General features: G+C 71.7%; 12 protein-coding genes. 9 read left to right on the forward strand and 3 right to left on the reverse strand.

The window, feature by feature from the left end; genetic code table 11:
- The 9 genes from DK254_RS16715 to DK254_RS16755 all read left to right on the forward strand — a co-directional run.
- Positions 1 to 562 (forward strand): LuxR C-terminal-related transcriptional regulator (locus DK254_RS16715; protein WP_109934697.1); only part of this gene is annotated, 562 nt, incomplete at its 5' end.
- Between the two features lie 59 nt (positions 563 to 621).
- Complete coding sequence (locus DK254_RS16720; protein ID WP_109934643.1) at positions 622 to 1,437, forward strand: molybdenum cofactor biosynthesis F family protein; 816 nt, start codon at positions 622 to 624, stop codon at positions 1,435 to 1,437.
- Entirely contained in the window at positions 1,434 to 2,228 is a 795-nt protein-coding gene (locus DK254_RS16725) for an SDR family NAD(P)-dependent oxidoreductase (protein ID WP_109934644.1), read from the forward strand. Before DK254_RS16720 ends, DK254_RS16725 begins: the two co-directional genes overlap by 4 nt.
- Complete coding sequence (locus DK254_RS16730; protein WP_109934645.1) at positions 2,225 to 2,992, forward strand: SDR family oxidoreductase; 768 nt, start codon at positions 2,225 to 2,227, stop codon at positions 2,990 to 2,992. The genes DK254_RS16725 and DK254_RS16730 overlap by 4 nt, the downstream gene beginning before the upstream one ends.
- A 143-nt stretch (positions 2,993 to 3,135) precedes the next feature.
- Positions 3,136 to 4,122 (forward strand): LuxR C-terminal-related transcriptional regulator, encoded by a 987-nt coding sequence (locus DK254_RS16735; RefSeq protein WP_109934646.1) that lies wholly within the window; start codon positions 3,136 to 3,138, stop codon positions 4,120 to 4,122.
- 99 nt (positions 4,123 to 4,221) lie between these two features.
- Complete coding sequence (locus DK254_RS16740) at positions 4,222 to 5,091, forward strand: transporter (protein WP_109934647.1); 870 nt, start codon at positions 4,222 to 4,224, stop codon at positions 5,089 to 5,091.
- 10 nt (positions 5,092 to 5,101) lie between these two features.
- Positions 5,102 to 6,256, forward strand: a complete 1,155-nt coding sequence (locus DK254_RS16745; RefSeq protein ID WP_109934648.1) for an MFS transporter — start codon at positions 5,102 to 5,104, stop codon at positions 6,254 to 6,256.
- A gap of 42 nt (positions 6,257 to 6,298) precedes the next feature.
- On the forward strand, positions 6,299 to 7,411 hold the full coding sequence (locus DK254_RS16750; RefSeq protein WP_109934649.1) for a class II histone deacetylase: 1,113 nt from the start codon (positions 6,299 to 6,301) through the stop codon (positions 7,409 to 7,411).
- 131 nt (positions 7,412 to 7,542) lie between these two features.
- Positions 7,543 to 7,881 carry a hypothetical protein gene (locus DK254_RS16755; protein WP_089393984.1) on the forward strand — a complete coding sequence of 113 codons (339 nt, stop codon included), beginning with the start codon at positions 7,543 to 7,545 and terminating at the stop codon, positions 7,879 to 7,881.
- Between the two features lies 1 nt (position 7,882).
- On the opposite strand, the gene feaR is transcribed toward DK254_RS16755, so the two are convergent.
- The 3 genes from feaR to DK254_RS16770 form a co-directional block, all read right to left on the reverse strand.
- Positions 7,883 to 8,827: a transcriptional regulator FeaR gene (gene feaR / locus DK254_RS16760; protein WP_109934650.1), complete on the reverse strand. Its 945-nt coding sequence runs from the start codon at positions 8,825 to 8,827 to the stop codon at positions 7,883 to 7,885.
- Positions 8,828 to 8,980: 153 nt separating this feature from the next.
- Entirely contained in the window at positions 8,981 to 9,559 is a 579-nt protein-coding gene (locus DK254_RS16765) for a DUF3156 family protein (protein WP_109934698.1), read from the reverse strand.
- Positions 9,540 to 11,039 (reverse strand): APC family permease, encoded by a 1,500-nt coding sequence (locus tag DK254_RS16770; RefSeq protein ID WP_109934651.1) that lies wholly within the window; start codon positions 11,037 to 11,039, stop codon positions 9,540 to 9,542. Before DK254_RS16770 ends, DK254_RS16765 begins: the two co-directional genes overlap by 20 nt.
- Positions 11,040 to 11,386 lie beyond the last annotated feature (347 nt).

An 11,386-nucleotide genomic window follows, 5' to 3' on the forward strand; every position in this document is an offset into this window, starting at 1 on the left:
CGACTTCCAGTTGCTCGGCATGGGCCGGCAGATGCATGCCGACTACCTCGACCACTATCACCGCCTCGACCCGCTGCAGCCCCGCGCCTGCCTGGCCACCGGGCTGCCGGTAGTGCCCCTGGCCGTGGGCATGGCGCAGCAGCCCGACGCGCAGCGCGAGCGCTACCACGGTTTCCTGCGCCGGCACGGGGTGATCGACGTGGTGGAGGTCATCGCCGCCGACAAGGGCCGCCCGCTGGCCGGGCTTTCCCTGCTGCGGCGCGTCGGCGAGGCGCCCTTCTCCAGCGACGAATTCGACCGCCTGCGGGCCCTGCAGGGGCTGCTGGAGCTGGCCGCCCAGGCCCTGCCGCGCAGCCCCGGCGCCCTCGCCCAGCTCACTCCGCGCGAGCGCGAGATCGCCCTGCTGCTGCGCGACGGTGCCAGCAACAAGGACCTGGCGCGCCAGCTCGGCCTGGGCCTGGCCACGGTGAAGACGCACCTCATCCACCTGTTCCGCAAGGCCGGCGTGGCCAGCCGCACCGAACTGCTGGCGCGGCTGTTCCTGGATCAACCATCCGGTTGATGTTCCGCCCGCGCCACACCACGCAGCATGGAGGCTCCACAGACACAGGAGTCCCACCCATGAGCACCTCTTCCGACTGGATCACCGTCGGCGCCCTCGCCGAGGGTTTCGCCCCCGAAGCCTTCATCCTGCCGCGCCTGGCCGACCTCGCCGGGCAGCGCCTGGAACTGCACTTCGCCAACGGCTGGCGCATCGAGCACCAGTTCGACGCCGAGACCACCCGCTGGCACGCCGCCGACGGCCATTGCGCGGGCGAGGCGCCCTATCGCGCCACCTCGGTGCGCCTCGGCATCGTCCTGGTCGACTTCATCAAGCGCGAGGATGGCCAGGCCTGGTCGGTCAGCCTGGTGCTGGACCGCCACAGCCAGTCCTTCACCGCCGTGCTCGGCCGCCTGCCCGACGCCGCGGACACCGCCGAGGGCCTCTACGCCCGTGCCCTGGCCGGCAAGGACCTGACCGGCGTGCAGGTGCAGATCCTCCACGGCAGCCTCGACCGCCCCTGGCAGGACGGCGCCTGCCCCCACGCCCCGACCCGCGAGCTGGTGGGCCTGCGCAACCGCTACCGCTACAGCCCCAGCGAGGTCTACGAGCACATCTACCTGAACGACGACTTCTACACCTGGCAGTGCCTGGGCGGCGTCGAGGCCGGGCTGTGCGACACCGACCGCTGCCACTACTACAAGGTCGCCGACCAGCTGTACCTGTTCGTCTGGCGCGAGAAGATCGTCCCCACCCTCGGCCTGGTGATGATCGACCTGCAGCAGCACCGCAGCGACGGCAAGATCTTCGGCTATGCCGGCGCCGCCTTCGACGAGCTGTCCAACTTCCCGGTCGCCTCCTACTGCGACGAGCTCAACCGCACGGTGTACGCATGAGCGGCCGGGTCGTCGTCGTCACCGGCGCCGGCACCGGCATAGGCGCGGCCTGCGCGCGGCGCTTCGCCGAAGCGGGCGACCAGCTGGTGCTGATCGGCCGCCGCCGCGAGGCGCTGGAACAGGTGGCGGCCAGCACCGGCGGCCTGGTGCTGGCCGGCGACGCCGCCGACGGCGAAACCTGGCGGGGCTTCGTGCAGCGCATCGAGGCGGCGTTCGGCGGCATCGACGTGCTCGTCGCCTGCGCCGGCGGCCACGGCCTGGGCACGGCCGGCGAGACCAGCGATGCGGCCTGGCGCGAGGCCCTGCGTGGCAACCTCGACAGCGCCTTCGCCAGCGCCCGCGCCTGCCTGCCGTCGCTGCTGGCGCGGCGCGGCAACATGGTGCTGGTGGGCTCCATCGCTTCCCTGGTGGCCGGGCCCGGCGTGTGTGGCTACACCGTCGCCAAGCACGCCCTCATCGGCCTGATGCGCTCCCTGGCGCGGGACTACGGCCCGCGCGGCGTGCGCGTCAACGCCCTGTGCCCGGGCTGGGTGCGCACGCCCATGGCCGACGCCGAGATGCAGCCGCTGATGCGGCACCATGGCGAAAGCCTGGACGCCGCCTACGCGCGGGTCACCGCCGAGGTGCCGCTGCGCCGCCCGGCCACGGCGGACGAGATCGCCGGGCTGTGCCGGTTCCTCGCCAGCGACGCGGCGGCCATCGTCACCGGCGCCTGCCTGGTGGCCGATGGCGGCGCCAGCGTGGTGGACCTGCCGACGCTGGCCTTCGAACGCCTGGAGGATGGGCCATGACGCGCTTCGACTTCGGCGGCAAGCGGGTGCTGGTCACCGGCGCGGCCCAGGGCATCGGCCGCCGCATCGCCGAGGGCTTCGCCGAAGCCGGTGCCAGCCTGCTGCTGCTCGACCGCCAGGCAGGCGCCGTCGAAGCCCTGGCCGGCGAACTGCGCAGCCAGGGCCGCGAGGCGCGGGCGCTGGCCGTGGACCTGGCCGATCCCCCGGCCATCGCCGCCGCCCTCGCCGGGCTGGACGGCCTGGACGTGCTGGTGCACAACGCCGCCCACTTCCCGCTGACCGACTTCGCCGCCATCACCCCGGAGCTGCTGCAACGCACCCTGGCGGTGAACCTGGGCGCGCTGTTCTGGCTGACCCAGGCCGCCCTGCCGCTGTTCGCCGCGCGCGGCGGCGGCTGCGTGCTGGCCACCTCGTCGGTCACGGGCCCCCGGGTGGCCTACCCGGGGCTGAGCCACTACGCGGCGTCCAAGGCCGGGGTCAACGGCTTCATCCGCAACGCCGCGCTGGAGCTGGCGCCACGCAAGGTGCGCGTCAACGGCGTGGAGCCGGGCATGATCCGCACCCCGGCCATGGCCAACCTCGGCGACCAGGCCCTGGAGGCGCGCATCGCCGCCGGCATCCCCCTGGGCCACCTCGGCCAGCCGGCGGACATCGCCAACGCCATGCTCTTCCTCGCCTCCGACGCCGCCGCCTACATCACCGGCCAGACCCTGGTGGTGGACGGCGGCGCCACCCTGCCGGAAAGCACCGCCGCGCTGGCCTGAAGGGCCCACCATCCTGCATCTGCAGGATGGTGCGCGCGCAGCGCAGCGAAGATACTCGAACCCAGGCCCTGCCCTGTCGTTCCGACACCCGGCCGCTCACTGATGACTGACAACAACAACTAAAGTCGCAGCAGGGGGACCCCATGAGCAGCACCCTCGACCTGACCTTCGGCGCCCAGCGCTTCAGCGAATTCAACGCCCTGGTCCTGGACCTCCAGCGCCTGGCCCAGGAATGCGCGCTACCCGGCTTCCACGCCGCCGCCATGCACCGCCTGCGGCAACTGCTGGACTTCGACATGGCCTGGTGGGGCCGCGCGGCGCTGGTCGACGGCCTGCCGCTGGAGCACAGCAGCCACCTGTTCCGGCTGCCGGACAGCTACCTGGCCGACTGGCAGGCGATCCGCCACCAGGACATCACCGTCAAGCGCGTCTATGCCACCCCGGGCCGCTCGGTGCGCATCGACACCCGCGCCGCCGACTGCACCCCGGGCCTGCGCTGGCTGGCCGAGCGCCACGGCTTCGGCGAGTTCCTCTGCATCATCCACATCGACCCGCGCACCCAGCTCAGCCTGCACCTGAGCCTGTACCGCCGCGCCGGCGCGCGCCCCTTCGACGCCCGCGAGCGCTTCCTGGTGGACCAGATGATGCCGCACCTGGTGGCCGCCGAAGGGGCCAACCAGATCCGCGCGCTGGTGGCCCTGCGCGAGCGCCTGGACGCCCCCAACCCGCTGGCCCTGGCGGTGTGCGACCGGCGCGGCATGCTGCACTACGCCGAGCGAGGCTTCGTCGAGCTGCTGCTGCACGAGTGGCCGCGCTGGACCGGCCCGTGCCTGCCCGAGGCGGTCGACCCGGCCGCCGGCTACAGCGGCCAGCGCCTGCAGCTGCAGGCCACCGCCGTGCACGACCTGCTGCTGCTCAGCGCCCGCCTGTGCCCGGCCATGGCCCGCCTGAGCACCCGCGAGGCCGAGGTGGCGCAGCGCTTCGGCCTGGGCAGCACCTACAAGGAAATCGCCCGCGAGCTGGGCCTGGCGCCGAACACCGTGCGCCACCACATCCGCAGCATCTACAGCAAGCTCGGCGTCAACGGCAAGGCCGGCATCGCCCAGCTGCTGCACCACCCGCCCGGCTGACGCCGGCCGCTTCCCTCCACCGCCTCCACATCCCGACGCCGCGCCCGCGCGCGGCGCCAGGGGAGGCTTTCGCCCGCCTCACAGAAGAAGAAAACCACCATGAAGCTGCACCCAAGCCTTTCGCTCTGCGCCCTTGGCGCGCTGTACCTCGGCCAGGCCCAGGCCGCCGACCTCAACGCCCGCGACTTCTTTTCCGCCCCTGTGGGCACCAGCCTGGGGGTGACCTACCTGCCGCTGACGCGCTCCGACGACTACCACGGCGCGGCGGACAGCACCGGCAAGGCCGACCTGAAGGTCAATGCCCTGGCCTACCGCCAGTTGTGGTTCAGCGACATCTGCGGGCGCCTGTGCACGCCGCAGTTCATCGTGCCCTACGCCGACATCGAGGCGCGCGGCCCCGGCGCCGCCGAGCACAGCCGCGAGCGCGGGCTGGGCGACCCGCAGGTGGGCGGCACGCTGTTCTTCATCGACGAGCCGCAGACGCGCACCTACAGCGGCCTGCTGGCCCTGGTCAGCCTGCCCCTGGGCGAGTACCACGCCAAGGACCCGGGCGTGTCGCCGGGGGCCAACCGCTGGGCCCTGCACCTGAACTACAACTACACCCGGGGCGTCGGCGAGAACTGGGTGCTGGAAGCCAACCTCGAGGCCCAGCTCTACGGCGACAACGACGACTACCTCGGCGCCACCCTCGAACAGAAACCGCTGTACCGCCTGCAGGCGTTCGCCTCCTACGACTTCACTCCCGCCACCTACGCCGCGCTGCGGCTGATCGCCGCCGACGGCGGCGCCCTGCGCCTGGGCGGCCACGACATCGACGACAGCCACCAGCGCTACACCCAGGCCGGCTTCGAGGTCGGCCACTGGCTGGACAAGCGCAACCAGGTGCTGCTCGGCCTCACCCGCAATGTCTCCACCGCCAACGCGTATGCCCAGGACAACCTGCTGCTGCGCTTCGTCCACGCCTTCTGAGGTCGCCGCCATGCCCCTTCCGCGCAATCCCTCCCCGGCCCTGCTGGCGGCCGTGGTGCTGTTCGCCGCCATCACCCCGGCGGTGCTGCTCACCGCCCCGGCCATCGCCAGCCAGCTGGCCACCCAGCTGCAACTGGCGCCGGCGCGCATCGGCGACCTGTTCGCCGTCGAGCTGGGCGCCATGAGCCTGGCCACCCTGCCTTCGCTGTTCTGGCTCAGGCGCGTGGACTGGCGCCTGGCCGGGCTGCTGGCGGCGCTGGGCTTCATCCTGGCCAACCTGGCCTCGGCCAGCGCCAGCGGCTACCAGGCGCTGCTCGCCCTGCGCGCCCTCAGCGCCTTCTGCGGCGGCTCGCTGATGATCCTCTGCCTGTCCTGCGCCGCCGGCATGCCCAACCCCAGCCGCGCCTACGGCATCTGGGTGCTCGGCCAACTGGTGCTCGGCGCCGTCGGCCTGGCCGTGCTGCCGCGCCTGTACCAGGCCTACGGCCTGGGCGCCGGCTACCTGGCGCTGGCCGGGCTGATGCTGCTGGCGCTGCCGCTGGTGCGCGCCTTCCCCCGCGGCGCCGTGGCCAGCGCCGGCAGCCGCGGCGCCGTCGAGGCGCCGCGCTGGAAGATCGCCGTCGCCATCCTCGGCCTGCTCGGCTTCTACGTCGCCCTCAGCGCGGTCTGGACCTTCGTCGGCGCCATCGGCGAACGCGCCGGGCTGGCCGCCACCCTGGGCGGCGAGGTGCTGGCCGTGGCCACCCTGGCCGGCATCGCCGGGGCCGCCTGCGCCAGCCTGGCGGGCGAGCGCTGGCGCCGCGAACGCCAGCTGGCCGGCGGCTTCGCCCTGATGGCCGTGGCCATCCTGCTGCTGCTCGGCGCCCCGGGCCTGGCGCGCTTCGCCCTGGCCGCGCTGCTGTTCAAGTTCACCTGGACCTACGCCCTGCCGTTCATCCTCGCCTGCCTCGCCGAGCTGGACGCCAGCGGCCGGCTGATGAGCCTGAGCAACCTGGTGATAGGCGCCGGCCTGGCACTCGGCCCGGCCCTCGGCGGGCGGCTGATCGGCGCCGACGGCGGCTTCCACGGCCTGCTGCTGGGCGCCGCCGCGCTCACCGCCCTGTCCCTGCCGCTGATCCTCGGCAGCCGCCCGCGCGCGGCGGCCGCCACTGCGCAACCCCTGTGAATCCCTGTGAACACCTATAAACACCTATGAATGGAGCCTTCCATGACCCGACGCACCGCGTTCTTCTTCGACGAACTGAGCCTCTGGCACAGCGCCAGCCAGCACGCCCTGTTCCTGCCCGTGGGCGGCTGGGTGCAGCCGCCGGCCGGCGGCGGCCACGCCGAATCGCCGGAAAGCAAGCGCCGCCTGAAGAACCTGATGGACGTTTCCGGCCTCACCCGCCAGCTGGACCTGCGCAGCGCCGAGCCGGCCAGCGAGCGGGACCTGCTGCGCGTGCACCCGGAGCGCTACCTGCAACGCTTCAAGGCCCTGAGCGACGCCGGCGGCGGCGAACTGGGCGACCACGCGCCCATCGGCCCGGGCAGCTACGAGATCGCCAGGCTCTCCGCCGGCCTGGCCACGGCCGCGGTGGACTGCGTGCTGCGCGGCGAGGCGGACAACGCCTACTCGCTGTCGCGCCCGCCGGGCCACCACTGCCTGGCCGACCAGGCCATGGGCTTCTGCATGCTGGCCAACATCCCCATCGCCATCGAGGCGGCCAGGGCGAACCACGGCATCGAGCGGGTGGCGGTGGTGGACTGGGACGTGCACCACGGCAACGGCACCCAGGCCATCTACGAGGAACGCGGCGACGTGCTGAGCCTCTCGCTGCACCAGGAGAACTGCTTCCCGCCGGGCTACGGCGGCGTCGCCGACCGCGGCCGCGGCGCCGGCCTGGGCGCCAACCTGAACGTCCCGCTACCGGCCGGCAGCGGCCACGACGCCTACCTGCAGGCGCTGGACGAAATCGTCCTGCCGGCCCTGCGGCGCTTCCGCCCGCAGCTGATCGTCGTCGCCTGCGGCTACGACGCCAACGCGGTGGACCCGCTGGCGCGCATGCTGCTGCACAGCGGCTCCTTCCGCGCCATGACCGCGCGCCTGCGCGAGGCCGCCGAACAGCTCTGCGACGGGCGCCTGGTGCTGGTCCACGAGGGCGGCTACGCCGAGGCCTACGTGCCCTTCTGCGGCCTGGCGGTGCTGGAGGAGATGAGCGGCATCCGCACCGCGGTGGACGACCCGCTGCTGGACTTCATCCAGCTGCAGCAGCCGGGCGCCGAAGCGGCGGCCTTCCTCCGCCAGCGCGTGCAGGACCTGGCGCGCCAGCTCGCCGACTGAGCCCCGATGGCCGGTGCCCCGCACCGGCCATCGCTCCGTTTGTCCAGGCGCCGCAGCAGGCACCGCGCACGCGTGGTCCAATCGGGACAGGCCGGGCGATTGCTGCCGGCCAGCGAAACGGAGGCCACGCCATGAGCACCCTGACCATCGAAGGCTGGTGCAAGACCAACCCCGACGCCCAGCCCATGCCCATCGAGGACATCCACTTCTACCTCAGCGGCACCGACCGCCGGCACCTGGAAGACGCCGAGGAGGAACTGCAGCGCACCCATGAGCCCGAGCGCTGGGTGGACGTCGACATGAGCACCCTGGAGCTGAACCTGCCCGAGGAATACAGCCCGCTGTCCGACTGCCGGATGCGCGTCTACCTGGACCGCGACGAGCGCGGCCACTTCCACCTGGTGGGCCACCGCGCCAGCGACGGCAGCCTGATCTACAGCAACGCCGTGCTCATCGACCAGTTGCTGTGATTCAGGCCGCGCCCAGGGCGCAGGCGCGGTAGTCCTTCGGCGAGCGCTCGAAGTGCTTCTTGAAGGCGCGGCTGAAGTGCGCCGAGTCGGTGAAGCCCCACTTGTAGGCGATGGTGGTGATCGACTCGCCCCTGAGGATGGGGTTGGCCAGGTCGTCGGCGCTGCGCTGCAGACGCGCCCGCTGGATGTAGCGGCAGACGCTGTCGCCCTGCTCCTCGAACAGGCGGTACAGGTGGCGTACCGAGATGTTCAGGCGCTGCGCCAGGCCCTGGGGGTTCAGGCCCGGCTGGGCGAGGGATTCGTCGATGACCTTCTGCACGTAGCTGCGCAGGTTGCCGCCCTGCAGCGCCTCGCCGCCGGCCGGCGCTTCGTCGCTGGCGCCCAGGGCCGTGGGCAGCAGGGCGATGAAGGCGTTCACCAGGGCCTCGCTTTCGGCGCCGGCGGGGCTCGAGCCGGACTCGCGGCACAGCTGGTCCACCAGCAGGTGCAGCATGCGCCCGCTGGCGCAGGCGGCGGAGACCTTGCCGAACTTGCTGCGCCCGGGCAGCACCTTGTCCAGCGCCGTGCGCGGCAGGTGCAGGGAGGCGTGCTCGATGAGGCCGAAGGGGGTGATCTCGCAGCTGCCCACCGAATCCATCAGCAGCAGCTCGCCGGGGGCCAGCTGGATGTCCACGCCGTTCTGGCTGACCTGGGAGAAGCCGCTGCGCTGGCTGATCAGGAAGCAATGGCGGTCGTCGTCCTGGTCCGCGTTGAGGCGCTTGCGGGCGATCAGCCCGGCATTGGTGCGCAGGTGCGCCATGGTCAGGCCGGAGTGCGATTGCGCGTGGATCTCGCCGATGAACAGCGAGCGGCTGAAAGCCAGCTGGGTCTCGAACTGGCCGCAGATGGCGCGCAACGCCGCGCTCCAGCCTTCCAGCCCGACCTGGGCCGCGTGATGGGCTTGCATACGCACCTCCGTAGGGTGGCCTTGTTGTTGTCGCGAAACAGTTAACATGTTATCTAATTGCCCGCAACGAATTTCTGACAGCCGTTTCCCATGCAGCCTGCATGCCAGTGGCCTTGGATAAACAGTGAATGAAAGAAGCGCGGCAAGCCGCGCTCAGAGGTCGCCGAGCAGGCGCCCCAGGTGGAACAGCGTGCGCAGCAGGTGGTCGCGCTGTTCGCGGTCCAGGCGCAGGTAGCGGCGGAAGCTGGGCAGGCGGTTGACCACCTCGCTGGCGGCCATGTGCTCCAGGCGGATGCGCCAGCGCCCGGCGCCGAACTCCAGTTCCAGGCGCTTGAAGTCCAGCGGCGGTAGCGCCCGTTGCAGGTGCTCGTCGGCCGCCAGGCGCTCGGCCAGGCGCGCGCCCAGGGCCGCATCGCCACTGCGCTGCCGGCATTCCACCCCCCGGCGCCGCAGTACGCCCCGGTGGCGCAACTCGAAGCGCGCCTCGCCAGGCGCCAGGGCCGGTCCCTCGACGACGAACTCGGTGAGCACCAGGTGCATGAGGAACTGCGCCTGGGGCCGCTCGCGCAATTCGAAGACCAGCCCGCCGTCCACCGTGCTGAAGCGCCCGGCGCCGGGCGCCAGGGCCTCGAAGGCCAGGCCGCCGAGGTTGCGCCGGGCCTGCTCCAGGGTCACCCCCGGGCGGTAGCCCGAGGGCGGCCGGCGCAGCCAGTCAGACAGCCTTGGAAGCATGGCCATAGAACTCGCTGGAATGGATGCCGGGTTCGGCGCGGAATTCCTTCTCCAGCACCTCTTCCACCGGCACCGGGCGGAACGGGTTGACCTTCTGCACCAGCAGCGTCCAGACCAGCGCGTAGGCGGCGGTCAGGCCGAGCATCACGGCGAAGGGCAGGTAGATGTCGGTGGGGTTCATGCCCGGCGGGGTGATGTACCACATGCCGATGAGGATACCGACGCTGGAGACGATCTGCGGCAGCGGGAACAGCGGCGAGCGGTAGGCGCGCGGCAGGTCCGGGCGGCGGATGCGCAGCAGCACCACGGAGAGGGTCACCAGCAGGTAGGCGGTGCTCCAGGCGCAGACCGCGGCCAGCACCAGGTTCATGATGTGGTCGGTGTTGCCGCGCAGCCACAGGGCGTGCAGGCAGGGGATCAGCACCGCCGCCAGGATGCACAGCACCGGGGTCTTGAAGCGCGGCTGCAGGTAGGCGAAGCACTTGGGCAGCGCACCATCCACGGCCATGCCGTACATGATCCGCGGCACGCCGGCCATCAGCGTGTTGATGGTGGCGGCGCCGGCGAACAGGAAGCCCACGCCCAGCCACAGCGGGCCGACCTGGCCCATCACCTGCTCGGCGAAGCGCGGGATGGCCATGGGGGTATCCAGCAAGTGCACGCCGGCGGCCGGGTCGAGCAGCACGTTCTCCACCTGGCGCTTCATCGCCGCGCCGTAGATGAACATGCACGAGGCCACGCCGAACAGACCCAGGGCCATGGCCCGCGGCATCACCCGGGCCGAGTTGCGCAGGTCCGGCGCCAGCGGGGTGACGAACTCGCAGCCGACGAACATGAACATGGCCATGCCCACCAGCGAGAGGATGGTCTGCAGGTCGGTGCCGACCAGGGAGGCGCCGAACCAGCCGTCCAGCTGCACCGCCGGTGCGGCCAGCAGGCCGAGCACGCCGAACACCATCAGGGTGGTCCACATGCCGAAGGTCAGCACCACCTCGGCCTTGCCGAAGGCGTTGACGCCGAACACGTTGAGGATGCCGAACACCACCACGAAGCCCACGCCCAGCAGCCAGGAGCCGCCGGCGGACTCGGCCAGGGTGTTGAGGTGCTCGAAGTTCACCAGCGCCATCACCCCGGCGAGGATGGTCTCGGCGGTGCCGGCGAAGACGTGGACGATCAGGTAGGCGGCGATGGTCCCGGTGATGGCGAAGAAGCGCCCCATGCCGCAGGAGATGTAGTCGTACACCGAGCCGCTGGTGGGCAGCATCGAGGCCGCCTCGGCGAAGGTGGTGGACTGCGCCAGCATCATCAGCATGGCGATCACCATGGCCGCGGCGAAGGCGCTGCCGCCGATGCCGAAGCCCATGGTGGCGGTGAGGATGACGGGGCTGGCCATGATCAGGCCGATGGTGCTGGCCAGGGCGGTGGGAAAACCGACCGAGCCGCGCCTCAGGTGGGCGTCGAGCTGCTGCTGGATGGACATGGTGGTGGGCCTCTAAGCAGATGTTCTGGTTTGTTGTGGCTTAGGCATGCAAGGGGCGATGCCCCGTCGCGGCCGCTTATTGTTGGATTGGCCGCGCCCCACCCTCCCCTGCGCCGGGGCGCCGGCAAGCGGCGCGGTGGAGCCTGGCGCCCACTGTGCGCCCGCGGCCTGCTGGCGTCTTGCCCAGGCTTGCCGGCGGACTTGTCCACGGCTGCCACGCCGGCAGCCGGGGTCATGCCCGCCTGGCAGCCTCGGACAAGCCGCCGGCGCAGGCCGCCGCTAGCCTGGGCCATCGACCATCGCAGCCCAGGAGCCGCCCATGTCCAGCCCGCTGACCCCGATCCTCC

The sequence above is a fragment of the Pseudomonas sp. RW407 genome (genome assembly GCF_003176655.1).
Lineage (GTDB): Bacteria > Pseudomonadota > Gammaproteobacteria > Pseudomonadales > Pseudomonadaceae > Pseudomonas > Pseudomonas delhiensis.

Bases quoted from the DNA above. Each gene is read 5' to 3' on its own strand.
- DK254_RS16735 (WP_109934646.1), top strand. From the start codon at position 3,136: ATGAGCAGCACCCTCGACCTGACCTTCGGCGCCCAGCGCTTCAGCGAA.
- DK254_RS16770 (WP_109934651.1), bottom strand. From the start codon at position 11,039: ATGTCCATCCAGCAGCAGCTCGACGCCCACCTGAGGCGCGGCTCGGTC.
- DK254_RS16730 (WP_109934645.1), top strand. From the start codon at position 2,225: ATGACGCGCTTCGACTTCGGCGGCAAGCGGGTGCTGGTCACCGGCGCG.
- DK254_RS16765 (WP_109934698.1), bottom strand. From the start codon at position 9,559: ATGCTTCCAAGGCTGTCTGACTGGCTGCGCCGGCCGCCCTCGGGCTAC.
- DK254_RS16745 (WP_109934648.1), top strand. From the start codon at position 5,102: ATGCCCCTTCCGCGCAATCCCTCCCCGGCCCTGCTGGCGGCCGTGGTG.
- DK254_RS16750 (WP_109934649.1), top strand. From the start codon at position 6,299: ATGACCCGACGCACCGCGTTCTTCTTCGACGAACTGAGCCTCTGGCAC.
- DK254_RS16720 (WP_109934643.1), top strand. From the start codon at position 622: ATGAGCACCTCTTCCGACTGGATCACCGTCGGCGCCCTCGCCGAGGGT.
- DK254_RS16740 (WP_109934647.1), top strand. From the start codon at position 4,222: ATGAAGCTGCACCCAAGCCTTTCGCTCTGCGCCCTTGGCGCGCTGTAC.
- DK254_RS16725 (WP_109934644.1), top strand. From the start codon at position 1,434: ATGAGCGGCCGGGTCGTCGTCGTCACCGGCGCCGGCACCGGCATAGGC.
- feaR (WP_109934650.1), bottom strand. From the start codon at position 8,827: ATGCAAGCCCATCACGCGGCCCAGGTCGGGCTGGAAGGCTGGAGCGCG.
- DK254_RS16755 (WP_089393984.1), top strand. From the start codon at position 7,543: ATGAGCACCCTGACCATCGAAGGCTGGTGCAAGACCAACCCCGACGCC.